The organism is Paraburkholderia sp., assembly GCF_050742655.1.
Taxonomy (GTDB): Bacteria; Pseudomonadota; Gammaproteobacteria; order Burkholderiales; family Burkholderiaceae; genus Paraburkholderia.
Window position 1 is genome coordinate 362,034 of sequence record NZ_JBOIGG010000001.1, and the last position, 14,622, is coordinate 376,655.

Annotated in this window: 17 protein-coding genes and 1 tRNA gene; 15 read left to right on the plus strand and 3 right to left on the minus strand. The window is 59.0% G+C overall.

The annotated features are described in order from the left end of the window. Positions 1–73 precede the first annotated feature (73 nt). Complete coding sequence (locus ACREXZ_RS01535; RefSeq protein WP_431762245.1) at positions 74–970, minus strand: c-type cytochrome; 897 nt, start codon at positions 968–970, stop codon at positions 74–76. Positions 971–1,302: 332 nt separating this feature from the next. On the opposite strand from ACREXZ_RS01535, the gene ACREXZ_RS01540 reads away from it, so the two are divergent. After that, a tRNA-Arg gene (locus ACREXZ_RS01540) sits at positions 1,303–1,378 on the plus strand. 832 nt (positions 1,379–2,210) lie between these two features. On the opposite strand, the gene ACREXZ_RS01545 is transcribed toward ACREXZ_RS01540, so the two are convergent. After that, positions 2,211–2,492: a hypothetical protein gene (locus ACREXZ_RS01545; protein ID WP_431762246.1), complete on the minus strand. Its 282-nt coding sequence runs from the start codon at positions 2,490–2,492 to the stop codon at positions 2,211–2,213. Between the two features lie 550 nt (positions 2,493–3,042). Here ACREXZ_RS01545 and ACREXZ_RS01550 point away from each other — a divergent pair. From ACREXZ_RS01550 to ACREXZ_RS01595, 10 genes are all read left to right on the plus strand, one after another. Next, the gene (locus ACREXZ_RS01550) at positions 3,043–3,348 is read left to right on the plus strand and encodes a cellulose synthase (RefSeq protein ID WP_431762247.1); all 306 of its coding nucleotides are present in this window, start codon (positions 3,043–3,045) and stop codon (positions 3,346–3,348) included. Between the two features lie 67 nt (positions 3,349–3,415). Continuing rightward, entirely contained in the window at positions 3,416–4,528 is a 1,113-nt protein-coding gene (locus tag ACREXZ_RS01555) for a ParB/RepB/Spo0J family partition protein (RefSeq protein WP_431762248.1), read from the plus strand. Between the two features lie 176 nt (positions 4,529–4,704). Beyond that, entirely contained in the window at positions 4,705–4,884 is a 180-nt protein-coding gene (locus ACREXZ_RS01560) for a hypothetical protein (protein WP_431762249.1), read from the plus strand. Between the two features lie 34 nt (positions 4,885–4,918). After that, positions 4,919–5,179 carry a major capsid protein gene (locus tag ACREXZ_RS01565; protein ID WP_431762250.1) on the plus strand — a complete coding sequence of 87 codons (261 nt, stop codon included), beginning with the start codon at positions 4,919–4,921 and terminating at the stop codon, positions 5,177–5,179. Between the two features lie 81 nt (positions 5,180–5,260). Continuing rightward, positions 5,261–5,659 (plus strand): hypothetical protein, encoded by a 399-nt coding sequence (locus tag ACREXZ_RS01570; RefSeq protein ID WP_431762251.1) that lies wholly within the window; start codon positions 5,261–5,263, stop codon positions 5,657–5,659. Between the two features lie 392 nt (positions 5,660–6,051). Then, positions 6,052–6,897 (plus strand): virulence factor TspB C-terminal domain-related protein, encoded by an 846-nt coding sequence (locus ACREXZ_RS01575; RefSeq protein ID WP_431762252.1) that lies wholly within the window; start codon positions 6,052–6,054, stop codon positions 6,895–6,897. Continuing rightward, positions 6,894–7,172 (plus strand): DUF2523 domain-containing protein, encoded by a 279-nt coding sequence (locus ACREXZ_RS01580; RefSeq protein WP_431762253.1) that lies wholly within the window; start codon positions 6,894–6,896, stop codon positions 7,170–7,172. The genes ACREXZ_RS01575 and ACREXZ_RS01580 overlap by 4 nt, the downstream gene beginning before the upstream one ends. Next, on the plus strand, positions 7,169–8,071 hold the full coding sequence (locus tag ACREXZ_RS01585; RefSeq protein ID WP_431762254.1) for a zonular occludens toxin domain-containing protein: 903 nt from the start codon (positions 7,169–7,171) through the stop codon (positions 8,069–8,071). The genes ACREXZ_RS01580 and ACREXZ_RS01585 overlap by 4 nt, the downstream gene beginning before the upstream one ends. 200 nt (positions 8,072–8,271) lie before the next feature. Beyond that, positions 8,272–9,441 carry a type II secretion system protein GspD gene (locus ACREXZ_RS01590; RefSeq protein WP_431762255.1) on the plus strand — a complete coding sequence of 390 codons (1,170 nt, stop codon included), beginning with the start codon at positions 8,272–8,274 and terminating at the stop codon, positions 9,439–9,441. A 12-nt stretch (positions 9,442–9,453) separates the two neighbouring features. Then, a complete protein-coding gene (locus ACREXZ_RS01595; protein WP_431762256.1) occupies positions 9,454–10,044 on the plus strand; it encodes a hypothetical protein in 591 nt (196 codons plus the stop codon). Here the strand turns inward: ACREXZ_RS01595 and ACREXZ_RS01600 are convergent. Continuing rightward, a complete protein-coding gene (locus ACREXZ_RS01600) occupies positions 10,017–10,286 on the minus strand; it encodes a hypothetical protein (protein ID WP_431762257.1) in 270 nt (89 codons plus the stop codon). The genes ACREXZ_RS01595 and ACREXZ_RS01600 overlap by 28 nt on opposite strands. A 788-nt stretch (positions 10,287–11,074) precedes the next feature. Between ACREXZ_RS01600 and ACREXZ_RS01605 the strand changes: the two genes are divergently transcribed. From ACREXZ_RS01605 to ACREXZ_RS01620, 4 genes are all read left to right on the plus strand, one after another. Continuing rightward, positions 11,075–11,947 carry a rolling circle replication-associated protein gene (locus tag ACREXZ_RS01605; RefSeq protein WP_431762470.1) on the plus strand — a complete coding sequence of 291 codons (873 nt, stop codon included), beginning with the start codon at positions 11,075–11,077 and terminating at the stop codon, positions 11,945–11,947. An 84-nt stretch (positions 11,948–12,031) separates the two neighbouring features. After that, positions 12,032–12,889: a tyrosine-type recombinase/integrase gene (locus ACREXZ_RS01610; RefSeq protein ID WP_431762258.1), complete on the plus strand. Its 858-nt coding sequence runs from the start codon at positions 12,032–12,034 to the stop codon at positions 12,887–12,889. Between the two features lie 146 nt (positions 12,890–13,035). Beyond that, the gene (locus ACREXZ_RS01615) at positions 13,036–13,902 is read left to right on the plus strand and encodes a DNA-methyltransferase (RefSeq protein ID WP_431762259.1); all 867 of its coding nucleotides are present in this window, start codon (positions 13,036–13,038) and stop codon (positions 13,900–13,902) included. Continuing rightward, the gene (locus ACREXZ_RS01620) at positions 13,902–14,513 is read left to right on the plus strand and encodes a BglII/BstYI family type II restriction endonuclease (protein WP_431762260.1); all 612 of its coding nucleotides are present in this window, start codon (positions 13,902–13,904) and stop codon (positions 14,511–14,513) included. Before ACREXZ_RS01615 ends, ACREXZ_RS01620 begins: the two co-directional genes overlap by 1 nt. Positions 14,514–14,622 lie beyond the last annotated feature (109 nt).

Genomic DNA, 14,622 nt, shown 5'->3' on the forward strand with positions numbered 1-14,622 from the left:
AAAATCCCTGCGCATGCGGATGCATACGCAGGAACGATTCGCTTCGGCGGCACATCGTGCCGCGAGTGTCCGCTTACTTCGCGGCGCTGACCATGTAGTCGACGGCGGCTTTCACGTCCGCGTCCGACGCATTCGATCCGCCCTTCGGCGGCATCGCACCCTTGCCGTGCAGCGCGTAGTTGTAGACGGTATCGATCGGATCTTTCAGGCGCGGCGCCCAGGCAACCTTGTCGCCGAATTTCGGTGCGTTCAGCACGCCGGCCGCGTGACAGGCCTGACAGACCTGCTGATACAGCGCCTTGCCCGCCTGCGATGCATCCGCGCTTTGCGCCGCGGGCGCGGCGCTTTGCGGGACGTTCGCGAGGGCTGCCACTGCTGCGGCGGCTTGCGCGCCGGTGTCGGCGGAGGTACCCGATGCAGGAGCCGCGGCAGCACCCGAAGCGGCGGCGGCTGCAGCAGCACCCGACGCCGGGGCCGGCGGATCAGCGAACTTGCCACCGGAGTTGTTCGCCATGTAGGCGACCGCGAGGCCGATTTCGTAGTCGCTGTAGTCGTCGGGGCTCGTGCCGCCGCGCGCGGGCATCGCGCCCTTGCCGGTGAGCGCCGTGTGCCAGAGCGTGTCGAAGCCTTGCGCGATGCGCGGGGCCCAGTCGCCGGCATTGGTGAATTTCGGCGCGCCGGCCGCACCTGTTGCATGGCAAGCGAAGCAGACCGCCTTGTAGACCTGCTCGCCGGTCTTATAGACGCGCGGCGCATTCGCGTCGCGGATGTCGACCTGGGCGATCGGTGCGATCCGCTGGGCCACGGCGGCATCGGTGAAGCCGTCCGTTCCTGCGCCGATGCGCGTCGAATTATCGACGTAGTACGCAAGCAGGATAATGATGATTACGGGAACAGCAAACCCGGCGATGATCGCGGCGATAAGCTGCCCGGGGGTTTTGATCGGGACTCCGTGTGGTGCTTCGCTCATGCTTGTCTCGTCTCCCATCGGTATTGTGAGCGGTACAGCGTGACGGCTACGACGTAACGGCGTGTTTAAAATTTATTGCCACGACGATTATAGACGGAAGGTTTCAGCGGCGGCCAGCGGGGCCGGCGCAGTTCAGCAGGCGTTTACCCGAAGCGATGCGTTCTCCGTGCGACTTGTCGTGGGCGGTTGTGGGCGCGGAGCCTTGACCGGCGCGGCGCGCGCCGGCCGTGCGGTGGACGGGTCATTGGAAACCGGGTATCCTCTCGGTCTCGCCGGGCGCCGCCTTCCTGCTCTTCCTGCTTCCTTGCTGGTCGCAGCGCCGTCGTGTCGATGCGCCCGTAGCTCAATGGATAGAGTACTGCCCTCCGAAGGCAGGGGTTGCTGGTTCGATCCCAGCCGGGCGCACCACCTGGTTCTTATCTTTCTCTGCGGCTTGTGCCTGTTCAGGTGCGGTGCCCGCTGCTGTTACTGCTCCCACTCCCAGTACGACCGTTGCGGCTACACCTGCCGCGCGCAAGTTGTCCAGCGCACGCTGCCACACGGACGCTCTTTCGGCGTCCATCAAAGTTTCGACTTCCGCAAGGGTTTCGAAGGCTGGCAGTTGTGCTAGGTCGGCCAGCATCACTATTTGCGCAGCATCAGGCTTGCGTCGTCCGGCACGCCAGTCGGCGAGCCGTTCGGGCCGAATGCCCATGCGCTCAGCCACATTCCCAATTGATCCTTGCTTGCGCTTGGCTGTGTCGATGAGTTCGCCGATGTCCATACATCTCTCCTTGACATCTACCGGAATTGGTAGATAATCGAATCTGCCGATTTTGGTAGATTGCTCCCAAAGTTGGTAGATCGCAGTCTATCAGGCTGGTGGAAAAGGTAAACCGGGTCGAACCGGGTTTCGCAAGCGAAAGCATGACGCGAAGTGCTCAACGAATGGGGAGCGTATGCAAGACAGTCTGCGTCTGGTGACTTTAACGTTTCGGTCGGCGTCTGCCGATGTGGCGCTGTTGCAGCGTGGATATGAGGCGGTTAGGACGTTACTGATTGTCGATGGCATTGAGCCAGTGGCGTTCGTCGGGCGTGGCAACAGTGGGGCCGTGTGGTTGCACGTGCTTTGTGGCGGTCGTTGCTCGTGGCGTGAAGTGCGGGATGTTTGGTGTTCCGTCGCGTCGGGCGGGGTGGCTTCATATCGCCTTAAGGGCGTGGCCGTGCTGGGCGTGCTAGGGAGTTGTGAGTCTCTGTTCCGTTAGCGGTCGTCTTCATCGTCGTCGTAGAACGCGTTTAGCAGTAGGTAATGTCGGAAGCGGTCGGCGGTTTCGACGTCGGGCAGTGCGGAGAAGTTAGCCCATATTTCGCCGATACGATGGCCGTCGTCGCGTTCGATCACGACTGCTACTTCGTCGTCATGCTTTGCGATTTCGGAGTTTAGAAATTGCCACGCGTTTTTCTGATTGCCTTTGTCGTCATCGAATTCTTTAACGACAGTACCGACGGCGATCTGTGCGATGTGAAACGGGCTGATTTGCATGTTTAAGTCCGTAGGGTTTTGAAGTCGTTAAATATAGCTGATTGTGATGTAGCCAACGAACGGGGGTTAGTTGTGCCTGCATATCGAGTCCATGCCTACACGTTGCACGCGCATACGCGTGTTGCAACGGTCGAAGTCCGCGCCCGCGATCTGACGAGCGCGCGTGACAAAGCCCGTGCCGAACTGTACCGGCTGGGTCGTCAACCGAATTTTCTCACGCTCGTGCCCGTTGAAGTCGGCGCACCGGCTAATCCTTTCTCTCACTGATGATGTGTGTTCGGGCTAAACCGGTCGCTTCGTGTCGCGCTGCGCTGCGTGATGTGCCCGTGCGCGTCGTTGCGCTGCCCGTCGATGTGCGTGAACGGCCCGATTCGAAAAGTGTTGTTGATGTGTGCGCATGGTGCGGTGTCGACCGTGCAGGTGGGTGTGGTGCCTGTAGTGACGTTGTTGCAGTAGAGCGGTAAGCGTTCGCGTCGAGTGCGCGAGTCAATTTCGCCCGTCATGGGTTTATTCATTGTGAATAGTAGTCCTAACCGGAAAAGGCATTTTTATGAACACGCAAAAACTGAAGGTTCTCCAGGTCATCTCGCGTTCGGGCGTTTCGCAGAAGACAGGCCGCCCGTGGGCGATTTACTCGGCGCAATGCGTGCTGGAACAGGAAATCGAAGGCAAGCCGCAGCTGCTCGTCGGCACGATCAATCTGCCGGACGTGTTGAAGGAAACGGAACCCGGTGATTACCTCGCGAGCTTCGGTTTTTTCCAGTCGATGGAAGGGCGTCTTGAACCGCGCATCACGGCGCTGCAACCGTGGGGCCGTCCGTCCGCGAAACCTCGGACCGATGCCGTAGCGGCATAGGTTTTCGCGCGGGTCGTGCAGGGTGTGGGGCCCGCATTTTTTCGGATGCGAAAACTCGGGGGAGGTGATGGTGGCAAGGGCGAAAAAAGTTGTGGTGGCGGCGGCATCGGATATGCCTCCGCTCAATGGTGATGTGTTCCCGGTGTCGGATGGGCCCGCGTTGAAGTTCGTGGCCCTCGATGCGATTGAGATCGCAGGGCAGGTGCGCACAGGGTTCGATGAACAGGCGCTCGCGGAGCTGGCTGACGACATGAAGGTGCGCGGCGTGTTGCAACCGGTGCTGCTGTGTTCAGAGGTTGACGGCGTGTACAGGCTCATTGCGGGTGAACGGCGGGTGCGTGCGGCGCGTATGGCGGGATTGTCGGCGGTACCTGCACTGGTGGGGGCGGCGACGGTCGATGCGGTGCTGGATATGCAGCTGGCGGAAAACATCCAGCGTGAGGATTTGAGCCTTACAGACGAGGCGAATGCGGTACGGCGTCTCTATGACCGGTGGGGCAAGGTCGATCTCGTCGCGCAGCACGTGAAGAAGTCGCCTGCGTGGGTGTCGAAGCGTCTCGCGGTCACGTATGGCGATTTTGACTGGCGTGCGAAGCAGCTGCTTGTAGATGGTGTAACGGAAGACATCGAATTGCTCCAGTGCGTGGTGAAGGTAGCGGCGCTGGATCAGTTCGCTGCAAACCAGCTGGATCGCGAGATTCGTGCGGGGAGTGCGGGCCGGAAAGAAGCACGCGCGACGCTCGCGAAGCTGAAGAAGAAACCCGCCGTCGCGACGAAGCCGCCGAAGTCGGTTGTGCCTGCGGTGCAGTCGCCCGGTGAGGTCCCGGTAGGTGGATCTGTCGGTGAATCGGAGAAACCCGCTTTCGACGGTCGTGCGGTGCTGTGTGAGTTGGTCGACAACCTGCGTCATGAGGAATGTCCGCCGGTCGCGGAGATGGTGAGCGAGCTGTCCGACGAACAGCAGGCGGTGGTGCTTGCGGTCTGTCGTGGCGGGTTTGAGCTTGGCGGGTCGTGGGCGGGTCTTGACTCGTTGGCATTGCTTCGCCGTGTTGCGGGGTTGCAGGCGCTGCGGGAACTTGAGGACTGGACGTTAGCGGCTTTGACGTTGGGCGCTTTCGGAATGCCGTTCGAACTCGGCATGCTGCTGTCCGAAGTGCGCGTCGCGATTCGTAGCGTGTAGCGGGGAGGCGTCGTGAGCTGGACGTGTTCGTGTATCGAGTGCATGGGGTCGGTCGCGGAGCCGGGTCCGGAGCCTGACTGGCTTCGGGGTGCGTTGTTAGGTGCGATCCGTCGACATGACTTCGAGTTCGCTTGGCGCGCGCTCGATCTGCTCGGCGGCTTGATGGGGGAGTGGTGATGCAAAGCATTCCGTTTGACGCGCTGGAACACGTAGCGACGCAGTTGGCGGTGTTGAACATGCTGCTTGCCGTGTATCTGGTCTGCAAGGGTGTGGCGTTCGTGACAGCGGTATTTGCGCGTCGCGATCCGCCGAAGAAGTTGAATCGTTCGAAGCTGGCCCAATCGGACGGTTCCTAATCAACGGGCCGACAGGTAATCAGGGAGAAAAACGATGTTCATGCAATTGAAACAGGTGGTTGCAGCAGTGAAGGGTGTCGCGAAGCAGGCGGCTGTAGGTGTGGTTGCGGCGGGTGCATCGGTCGCGGCATTCGCACAAACCACGGCTGCGACGCCCGCGTTCAACGATGGCGCAATCATGACGTCGATCAACGGTGTCGCGCCGATCATCATCGACGTCGGCGGCGCAGTGCTGGCCATCGTGACGGTCGCGTGGGGCTTCAAGACGGTGAAGGGCTTCCTCGGCGGCCGTTGATCTCGCGCTAGCGGTTGCTGTGTGTAGTGCGGCGGTGTCTGGCTCGATCCGGGCATCGCCGTTTTTTTATGTGAGGGCGCAATGGACGTAGTGCGGGATGCGTGGGGCGAATGGCGGTGGCTCGGTGGCGTCGTGGCTCGCGTGGTCGTGGCGCTTGCGGTGGGGTGCGTGTCGATGGTGGCGGGTGCGCAGACGTCGGCGCTCGGGTTGAACGCCGTGGTGTGCGGTCCTGTGGGTGCGAGTGGTGTTGCCTACGTCATGGCGAACGATGTGCCGGTGTCGTGCGGCACGGATGCGAGCGGGAACGCGATGGCGTTGCAGGTCGCGCCTGCGCTGGTGGTGGCCGGGAGTGCGTCGGATACGTCGGGTAGCGGTGTGCCGGTGGGTGCAGAGATCGGCGGTGCGGTGCTGGGCGTGATGGGGCTGGCGTACGGGTTCCGCGTGCTGCGCAACTTCATCAATTCGTCGTCAGAGGGGTAGCAGTCGTGAGCTTCTGGATAGAGGTACTGATTATCGCGGGGACATGCTGGTCGGTCGGCGTGATCCTGTTTTTCTGAGGCGTGAGGCGCGTTATGCGAAGGCTTGCTGGCTGGTTGATGTGGTTGCTGGTGTTCGCGGGGTGTGGCGTGGTTCATGCACAGTCGACAACGCCGCCGAACTGTCCGACGACCGGTAACACGTACGTGTATATCCAGGCGGATTGCTCGGTGTCACGGGTACATACCGCGTCGAGCCAGGGTAGTTTGATGGTGCCGCCTTCATCTCCGGTGACAGCGTATCTTTGCCAGGCAAATAACAATCCGGGTGCTCCTGTCCAGAGGCTTCCGTATCCCTCATATTCCGATGGATATCCGGGTTGTACCGGTCCTGGTGTGTCTGCATGTTCGTCGGGTAAGAGCGAAACGGTCTGGCCGGTTGTGGGTACAGCACCGACGAGTTCATCGACCGCCACACCGACGTGGTCTTCGGGCTTTAACGGGTCGGGGCAGACGTCGTATGTTGCCGACCAGAACGGTTGCGAGGTCGCCGTCAAGGACCCCGACAATTTTGTTCCGTCGTCGGCGGGTGGTGGATGTGTCGTGTCGGAGACGCCTAATGCGTCCGGGACCTATGACGTGTCGTGTGCGTATTCGGGCACGCAGGACGGCGACGCGTCGCTTCAGGGCGATCCGGACAGCGGTTCCGGCGGCAATGATCCTGTTGGGGCGTCCGATGCGGCGGGCGCTGGAGGGGCGTCCGATCCTACGTATATTCCGGGTTCTCCGGGCGGTGGTTCGGGGTCCGGTACGGGCACTGGCACAGGTACCGGTACGACTCCGGCGAGCGGTGCGGACGGTGGTTCGGGAACGGGAACGGGCACAGGCACAGGGACGGGAACAGGCACCGGAACTGGCACCGGGACAGGTACGGGCGGTAGCGGTACCAGTTCAGGCAATTGCGCGGGCGCCGATGCGGGCACCGTCGGATGTGCGGAGTTCGGCTCTGCGGCGTCTGGTGCGGTCGGCGCGAGTGGCGTGAGTATCAGCCTGAGCCCGGTGTCGGTGGGTGGTCCGTCGAACCCGGTGTGTCCGTTGCCGGTGACGTTCTCCATGTTCGGTGTGAGTTACGCGCTTTCATACGATCCGCTGTGCAGGCTCGCGCAGGGTGTTGCGCCTGTGGTGATCGGACTGTGTGCGCTGGCTGCGGGCCTGATCGTCGTTGCGGGGATCAGGTCATGACGCTCGCGGCCTTTCTCATGTCGATCATCGGTCCGCTGGTGATTCAGGGGTTGATCGCGCTGGGTGTCGGAATCATCACGGTGACCGGTGTCGATCTCGCGGTGAATCAGGCGGTGTCGTGGCTCACGAATGCGGTAGGCGGCCTGCCTGCCGACATGGCGAACATCCTCGCAATGGGTGGCTTTTTGCAGGGTGCGTCGTACATCGTCGGCGCATTTACGGCGCGGGTTGCAATGGCGGGCGCGTCGTCAATGAAGCGGTTCTTCATCAAATGATCACGCTGATTACAGGCACGCCAGGGAGCGGTAAAACGCTCTATACCGTATGGTCGATTGCGCGTGAACAGAAAGCCGGACGTCAGTTGATGGTCGACGGCATCAGGGATCTTGCAATCGATCACGTCGACGTTGACGAACCGTGGTTGCGCAAGTGGTTCGACCATCGCGCGCATAACGACCTTATCGTGATCGATGAGGCACAACGGATCTGGCCGCCGACGTCGGTTAGCGTGAAGGTTAGCGAGGATATCGAAAAGCTGCACGTCCACCGTCACCTCGGCGTGGACTTCTATCTCATCACGCAGCACCCTCAACGTATCAACAAAACAGTCCGCGATCTCGTGGGGCGGCATGTGCATGTGCGCAAGCTGTTCGGGATGAATCGCGCGATGCTGTACGAGTGGGATCACTGTCATAACGTCGCGAGCTTGCGGGATGCGGTCAAGACGATGTGGGCGTATCCGCGCGACGTCTTCAAGCTGTACACCAGTGCTGAGATTCACACGAAACAGAAGGCGGTGATACCGAAAGCCCTGTTTATTCTGCCGGTCGCGTTGATTGCGGTCGTGGTGTTTGGGGTGGCTGCGTTTCATGGTGTGCGTGGTGGCTTTGGTGTGGGTTCGCATGGTGGTGGTGCGAGTGGGGCAGCGGTCGCAGCGTCGGGTCCGGTGTCGTCGGGTGGCGGTGGTCGCGCGGCTTCTCCGTCGTGGCGTGTGGCGGGCCGGTATCTGCTCGATGGCGGTTCGTATGTCGTGCTGGCGGACGGTGCGGGGCGTCTGCGGGTTGAGGATTCGAACGGCTATGCGGGTGGCGGGGTGCATACGTCGGGTGAGGCGGACGGCGTTCGCGTGGCGGGATGGACCGGTACAGCGTCGGATAAAGAGGTGCGCAAATGATGCGTGCGATGCGATGGGCGTGTGTGCTTGTGCTGGCGTGCACGTGTCGTGCTGCATTCAGCGAGATCCCGGTTCCAACGATTCCGCCCATTCCACCATTGCCCGCATCGATGGGGGTGGCGGTGCCTATCGATACGTCGACGCGTAGGCCGCTCGACCGGAAGGGGCATTCGGGCGCATTCGATCTTCGATACGTTGGTGTGGGACAGGTGATTGACCTGCTGTACGACGAGGGGCTGAAAGTGCCGCACGTGATTGCGTCGGACGTGTTGCAGGACGACCGGCTGGTGTCGTTCCAGTTCGATACTTCGCGCGGTGATCTGCGCTCGTTCGTGGTGGCGTTTCTCGACTCGCAGGGCTTCAAGGTCGACACGCGCGATGGTGTGGATTTCGTGACGCGCAAGGCGGACGCGAAGGCGGTCGAGCGGGTCACCTACGTATACCGCCCACTGCATCGTAGCGCTGCGTATCTGTCGGGGCTGATTGTGCCGCTGTTTGCGGGCAGTAGCTCTGCGTCAATGGCTCAACAGATAGCGGTGCGTCCTGCGGACCGGCCCTGGACGAATGCTGCGACGGGTGCGAGTGGGCCTGTTGCCGCATCGGCTCCGGTTGCATCCGCCGCGGCGTCGGCGTCGACCGCGGATGATTTCGTGTTCGCCGGCACAGCGAGTGACGTCGCCCAGGTGAAAGCGCTGTTGCCGCAGCTTGATACGGCCGCTGGCGAGGTCGTGGTGCGCGGTTGGGCCTATGAAGTGAGCGACACGGACAACAGCAATTCGGGGTTCAGCATCGCGTCGAAGCTGCTCGGTGTCGGGCTGCAGGTGGGGGAGGGGTCGACGGCAGCGGACTCGAACGCGTTGCAGTTCGGTGCGGGCCGGTTGAGTTTCGCGATATCGGCGCTGAACGCGGATTCGCGGTTTCACGAAGTGTCGTCGCCGAACGTGCGGTGCGTGTCGGGGCAGCAGGTGAAGCTCAATGTCGGGCAGCAGGTGCCGACGATATCAAGCATCAGCTACCAGGGCACGAGCGGGACACCTGTGCAGTCGATCCAGTATCAGGACGCGGGGGTGATCTTCAACGTGACGCCGACCGTTATGCAGGACGTGATCCAGTTGAACGTCGATGAGGAGATCTCCAGTTTCGTGAGCACGACGACGGGCGTGAACAGCAGTCCGACAAAGAACACGCGCTCGTTGCAGACCGTGGCGAATCTGCGCGACGGTGAAGTGATCGTGCTCGGCGGACTGATACAGGATTCGGACACGGTATCGAACAGTCGTGAGCGGTTCCTGCCCGCATTTCTTGGTGGGCATACGAGGTCGAAGGCGCGCACTGAGGTTGTGCTCGTGTTGCAGGTTCAGAAAATCTGATCGGAGGGCGTTATGTTGGCGAAATTGAGAAGTTGGCGGGAGGCGGTGGTGTTGAATGATCGTGTCCAGTTGCTTGCCAGTGTCGTGCTGTTCGTTGTGTCAGTGCTGGGGCCGTTATGGCTTTTTGATGTGGGGTTTATGCATCTGCCTGATTCTGGCGGGTTGCGTGTGAAGGCGCTGGCGTCGATGTCGCTCGAACAGTTGCTGGGTGTGGTCGTGGGGCTGGTATGCATGGGTTCGTTTTTATCGGCGTTGCTTGCGGGATTGGCGTTGCGTGTTCTGGATGATTGTGGACGGATCATGAAACGGACTGGCGTTACGCGTAACGAGAAATCGGTTAGGTCGTGGCGCGAGATGTTGACGTTTGTAACGGAGTCGCAGTTGACGTTTTGCGCGATTGCGTACAGAGACTTGCAGGACGTTGGCGAGCGGGCGGTCTGGAAGGCGCGTGCGTTGGGCGCGGTGTGCGTGTGGAGCGATACGATGGGCGGCGAGGCTTCGTTCGACGATATGCAGCGAATGGAAGGGCTGTTCGATACCCTTGTTGCGGATGATGAAACCCGGGATGAGTCATGTCAGGTTGGGGCGCTTGAGCCTGCCTGATTTGTCTTTTGAGCGTAGGGTCGGTTGAGTTCGTAGAGGGTGTTGAACAGGACGATGCTGTTGACGCTCAGTACGCTTAATGCGCTGTCGTGAGTGCGCCAGTGACCGTGACATTCCTTCTTGACTGTTGACTTGACGATTTCACAGGAATGCTCGTCGCAGCGGACGATGATTTCGCCGTTTCGCTCCGGGCCGTACTGACTGAGTGTCACGAACCCGTATTCGGAAATTTGAAGTTGCATCGCAGCCCCCGTTTTTAATGCACTGAATTCTAAGGGGCGGCTTGGGGTAGCTCAAGTTCGCATGCGCGGGGCATCGTGTGTGCGGCGTCTAGCGTTGGGAGTGTCCGGCGCGTGGTCGGAGCGATGGACAGCTGCGGCGGTGCTGCGAAGTGCAAGCGGTTATCGCGCGGCTCAGCGCGGCCCGCCGGACCGAGTAGCGGGTAGCACCGAGGGCGGTGAACGCAGGCGCTGCGGTTGGGCTGGCAACCTCTCACTGGAAAGCCGCTGTTGCGGGCGGTTGTGTACCGCGTCGGCGCGAATGCAAGGCCTTGGCGGCGTTCGCAGGGTGTGGGTAGTCGTAGTGGAGGGGTGCGAGGCGCGGCACGCCGCAAGCGAAGCCGGAGGCCGCAGCGGCGGGGCGCGCGAAGCGCGCCCCTAAACTTGTACCTCTAACACTTAACGGAAACGGCTTGTCCACGGGCGTTTGCAGGGTAACGGAGAGTTTAAAAAATGCCCTGTCGGGCTCGAGGCGGACAGGGCATAAGGCGCTCATATCGGGGTGATATGACGCTGGGAGAGCGACAACCGTAGCACTTGGAAATGGTTGGAATGTGACAGAAAAAGAAAGGCCCGGCGATCGATAGGCGTCGATCCCGGGCGGTGACCAACATCGGATATACGAGGTATCCAACGTGAGTAACGCTATTGTAGTCGATGGTGTCGTTGTCGGGTATGACGGTTCGAACGTGCGATCACGCGAGAGCTGGGAGGCGGAATACAGCACGTTTGAATCGCGGCATGAGGCGCTATTGCGTGGCGACACGCTGCCCGACTTCATTGACGCGAACTGCTGGGATGAATACGTCGTGCGCACTCAACGATTTGATGACGGTCAGCAGGAGGTCGTGGCATTCAGTACGCGGGTATGGCGACACTTTGAGGCGATGCGTGCGATGCCCAAGGGTGTACGTGGGGAGCGTAAGCAGCTGGAGGATGGGACTGAGCGAGACATGACGTTAAAGGCGGAGAAGTCGCTCAAAACGTCTGTGGAGCGATCGCGTCGGATGATCCGCAAGCGCTGCAAGGCGATTCGCGCCGATCGCTTATTGACGCTCTCGACGCGAGCAAACGAAACGCGTGTCGAAGTGTGGGCTGCGTGGTGGGACGCATTCCGTCGACGGCTGAACCGGATGAAGGATTTTCACTACGTGGCGGTGCTCGAGCGTCAGCAGCGTGGCTCGTGGCATATCCACGTCGCGGTCAACGGGCGGCAGGACTGGAAACTACTGCGTTCGATCTGGATATCGGTCATCCGCAAGTCGGGCACTGACGGCGCAGTGAATGACAGCATCGGTAACAAGAAGAAGGCGTGGCTGTTTCGTCGGTTGGGGGGCAAGGGGCGTGCGATGCGCCACCGGATCGCGACGTATATCGCGAAGTACGTCGGCAAAGAGGCGGACGACTCGACGTTCAACAAGAAACGCTACTGGACGAGCAAGGGCATCGTGTTGCCGGAGCTGACGACATACGCCGAGCTCGGCCGGGAATATGGGGCGGTCGATGCGGTAGCGGCCGCGCACGAATGCGTGCTTGGCAACGGTGGCACGTGCGACGGTGCGCAGTTCTTCTGGAATGGGGGCATAGGGGTCTTCTGGATGGCGACGGGGAACACGTCAAATTAGCTATGCGGTTTGGGTATTTTCTTAAGTTACCGCTTCATTTGACGTTAGTCCGCGTGGTGTCTCTACGTGTGGAGTGCGTCGCGCATGGTCTTCGAAGATGTGGTTGGCATCTATCTGGCTGAAAAGAAACACCGCAGCAGGCAGCGGGATCTGTACTCGCTCAAGCGTTTACAGCCGTATTTTGGCGGTCGTAGCCTGATTGATCTGAAGCGTGCGGACGTGCGTGGATACGTGATGTCGCGGCAGGCGGACGGTGTGGTTGAATCTACGATCAAACGCGAGCTGAAGTTATTTTCGGCCGCGATCAATTACGTGCGGCTGGAGCATGACAGGGCGGATCTGGTGAACCCGGTCCAGAGTCTCGGGCTGGCTGGCAGTGAGCCCCGAGTGCGATGGATTGATCGCGTAGAGGCTCGGTCACTGATAGAGGCTGCGGGCCGTTTCGCCCGTCGGCCGCACCTAGTTGCGTTTATCAGGTTGGCTTTGCACACTGGCTGCCGGAAGAATGAACTGCTGAAACTCGAATGGTCGCGTGTGGACTTCGAGCGGCGTGCGTTGGTCCTCGGGGCAGAGCATACGAAAAATCGCCGGCGACGAGTTGTGCCGCTCAACGACGAAGCGATTGCTGTTTTAAGGGCACAGCGTGAGTGGGTGGAGCGCTACGCGCTGGGTGCTCGGTGGGTGTTTGCGGTAGCGTCAGGATCGCGACTTACTACAGTTCAGAATGGATTTCGCGCTGCCTGCGGTCGTGCCGGCATCGCCGATTTTCGTGTGCACGATCTGCGGCACACGTTTGCGAGCTGGTTGGTCATGAGCGGCGTATCGCTGTACGTTGTCAAGGATTTGCTTGGGCATTCGTCCATTACTGTGACGGAGCGATACGCGCACTTGGCGCCGCACGTGGGCCGCTCGGCTGTGCAACTACTCCTTCCCGTGACCTGAGGAGTCAGGAACGTCCACGCGGCTGTCGATTTTGGCTCCTGATCTTGGTGGCTGCGTGGTGCCGCGTCCGTCCCAGCGGGGATGGGATCACCTGGCATATTTGACCGTTTCCGCTACAATCTCGAAGTAGATTTCGAGAGGATCAAATGCGCACGAGTAAAAAAATTTCATTGCTGAATAATTTCCATGATGTATCCATGGCGTGTGAGGATAATCTCAGTTTTATGAGAAATCTTCCGGCGGAATCTCAAAAATTGATAGTGACATCGCCTCCGTATAACATCGGTAAGTCATACGAGAAGCGTGCATCCATCGAGAACTATATTCAATCGCAGGCGCAGGTTATAGCAGAGTGCGTTCGCCTTTTAAGTTCTGATGGTTCGATTTGTTGGCAAGTGGGAAATCACGTCCAAAAGGGTGAGGTATTTCCTCTGGACATGGTGCTATATCACGTTTTTAAAGATCATGGTCTGAAGCTGAGGAATCGGATAATTTGGCACTTTGAGCACGGGTTGCATTGCACAAACCGACTTTCCGGTCGACATGAGACCATTTTATGGTTTACAAAAACAGACAATTACACATTTAATTTGGATCCTATTAGGGTTCCGTCAAAATATCCTAATAAACGATATTATAAGGGACCAAAGGCCGGCCAACTTTCTTCAAATCCGCTCGGAAAAAATCCGGGGGATTTATGGATTATTCCAAATGTGAAGAATAATCACGTTGAAAAGACAGCACACCCGTGTCAGTTTCCGGTTGAACTTGTGGAGCGGCTGGTTCTGTCAATGACGAATCCTGGTGATTCAGTCTTCGATCCGTATATGGGCGTCGGTTCAAGCGTTGTTGCAGCCGTGAAAAATGGTAGGAATGGTCTTGGTTGCGATGTTGTGCCGGAATATGTTGATGTGGCGTGGGAGCGCGTAAATAGGTTGAAATCTGGCGAACTGGCAACCCGGCCAATGAATAAGCCCGTATATGATCCTACTCTGCCGAGAGGTGGTCATTAATGAGAATAGTAGAAACATATTCTCATTTGAATGGTCTCGAATATCTTTTGGTTCATAAGCCAAATCTTTGGGATGAAATTAAAGATGTTATTGAAAAAGTTGATGCGCCAGCGCACAAGGTGAAAAAATCAGAAGAGCAACGGACGCTCGGTAAACTTTTTTACGCTCCAAGGGAATTAAATAAGGCATTGAAGAATGGATTTGAGAAGCATGGTTGGGCCGAATCGAGAACGTCTTATTGGGTAACTTCAGACTCTAAACTCGTTCGAAAGACCATGACTTTGCCTGCTGCGGCTCAGAGGGTGGAAATTGAAAGTGCAGGTGGTAAAGCAATCGCGTCTTATAATCAAACCGATTTTGTTAAAGATCGGGTTGCCGTAGAAGTGCAATTTGGGAAATACTCATTTGTAGCGTATGACTTGTTTGTAAAACATATGGCGTTCTTTGTCGGGGATGTTATCGACCTAGGCATAGAAATTTTACCTATGAAGAGCTTGCAGGTCGAAATGTCGTCAGGCGTCGGTTACTATGAGAGTGAGTTATATAACCTTTTGAGGCAAGGACGTGGGATTCCTGCCGTGCCACTGGTGATCGTCGGCGTTGAGCCGTAGGGCCGCTAACTTTTTTAACTATGCTGGCGGACGGGTCCCTATCAAAGTGAGTAGTTGCCGGTTACGTGGGGCGGGCTGATATGCTAGACCGCTGTTTTGGGAGCGGAAA

What these genes read in the sequence shown, in the direction of transcription:
- ACREXZ_RS01535 (WP_431762245.1), bottom strand. Translation starts at nt 970, where the DNA reads ATGAGCGAAGCACCACACGGAGTCCCGATCAAAACCCCCGGGCAGCTT.
- ACREXZ_RS01545 (WP_431762246.1), bottom strand. Translation starts at nt 2,492, where the DNA reads ATGCAAATCAGCCCGTTTCACATCGCACAGATCGCCGTCGGTACTGTC.
- ACREXZ_RS01550 (WP_431762247.1), top strand. Translation starts at nt 3,043, where the DNA reads ATGAACACGCAAAAACTGAAGGTTCTCCAGGTCATCTCGCGTTCGGGC.
- ACREXZ_RS01555 (WP_431762248.1), top strand. Translation starts at nt 3,416, where the DNA reads ATGGTGGCAAGGGCGAAAAAAGTTGTGGTGGCGGCGGCATCGGATATG.
- ACREXZ_RS01560 (WP_431762249.1), top strand. Translation starts at nt 4,705, where the DNA reads ATGCAAAGCATTCCGTTTGACGCGCTGGAACACGTAGCGACGCAGTTG.
- ACREXZ_RS01565 (WP_431762250.1), top strand. Translation starts at nt 4,919, where the DNA reads ATGTTCATGCAATTGAAACAGGTGGTTGCAGCAGTGAAGGGTGTCGCG.
- ACREXZ_RS01570 (WP_431762251.1), top strand. Translation starts at nt 5,261, where the DNA reads ATGGACGTAGTGCGGGATGCGTGGGGCGAATGGCGGTGGCTCGGTGGC.
- ACREXZ_RS01580 (WP_431762253.1), top strand. Translation starts at nt 6,894, where the DNA reads ATGACGCTCGCGGCCTTTCTCATGTCGATCATCGGTCCGCTGGTGATT.
- ACREXZ_RS01585 (WP_431762254.1), top strand. Translation starts at nt 7,169, where the DNA reads ATGATCACGCTGATTACAGGCACGCCAGGGAGCGGTAAAACGCTCTAT.
- ACREXZ_RS01595 (WP_431762256.1), top strand. Translation starts at nt 9,454, where the DNA reads ATGTTGGCGAAATTGAGAAGTTGGCGGGAGGCGGTGGTGTTGAATGAT.
- ACREXZ_RS01600 (WP_431762257.1), bottom strand. Translation starts at nt 10,286, where the DNA reads ATGCAACTTCAAATTTCCGAATACGGGTTCGTGACACTCAGTCAGTAC.
- ACREXZ_RS01610 (WP_431762258.1), top strand. Translation starts at nt 12,032, where the DNA reads ATGGTCTTCGAAGATGTGGTTGGCATCTATCTGGCTGAAAAGAAACAC.
- ACREXZ_RS01615 (WP_431762259.1), top strand. Translation starts at nt 13,036, where the DNA reads ATGCGCACGAGTAAAAAAATTTCATTGCTGAATAATTTCCATGATGTA.
- ACREXZ_RS01620 (WP_431762260.1), top strand. Translation starts at nt 13,902, where the DNA reads ATGAGAATAGTAGAAACATATTCTCATTTGAATGGTCTCGAATATCTT.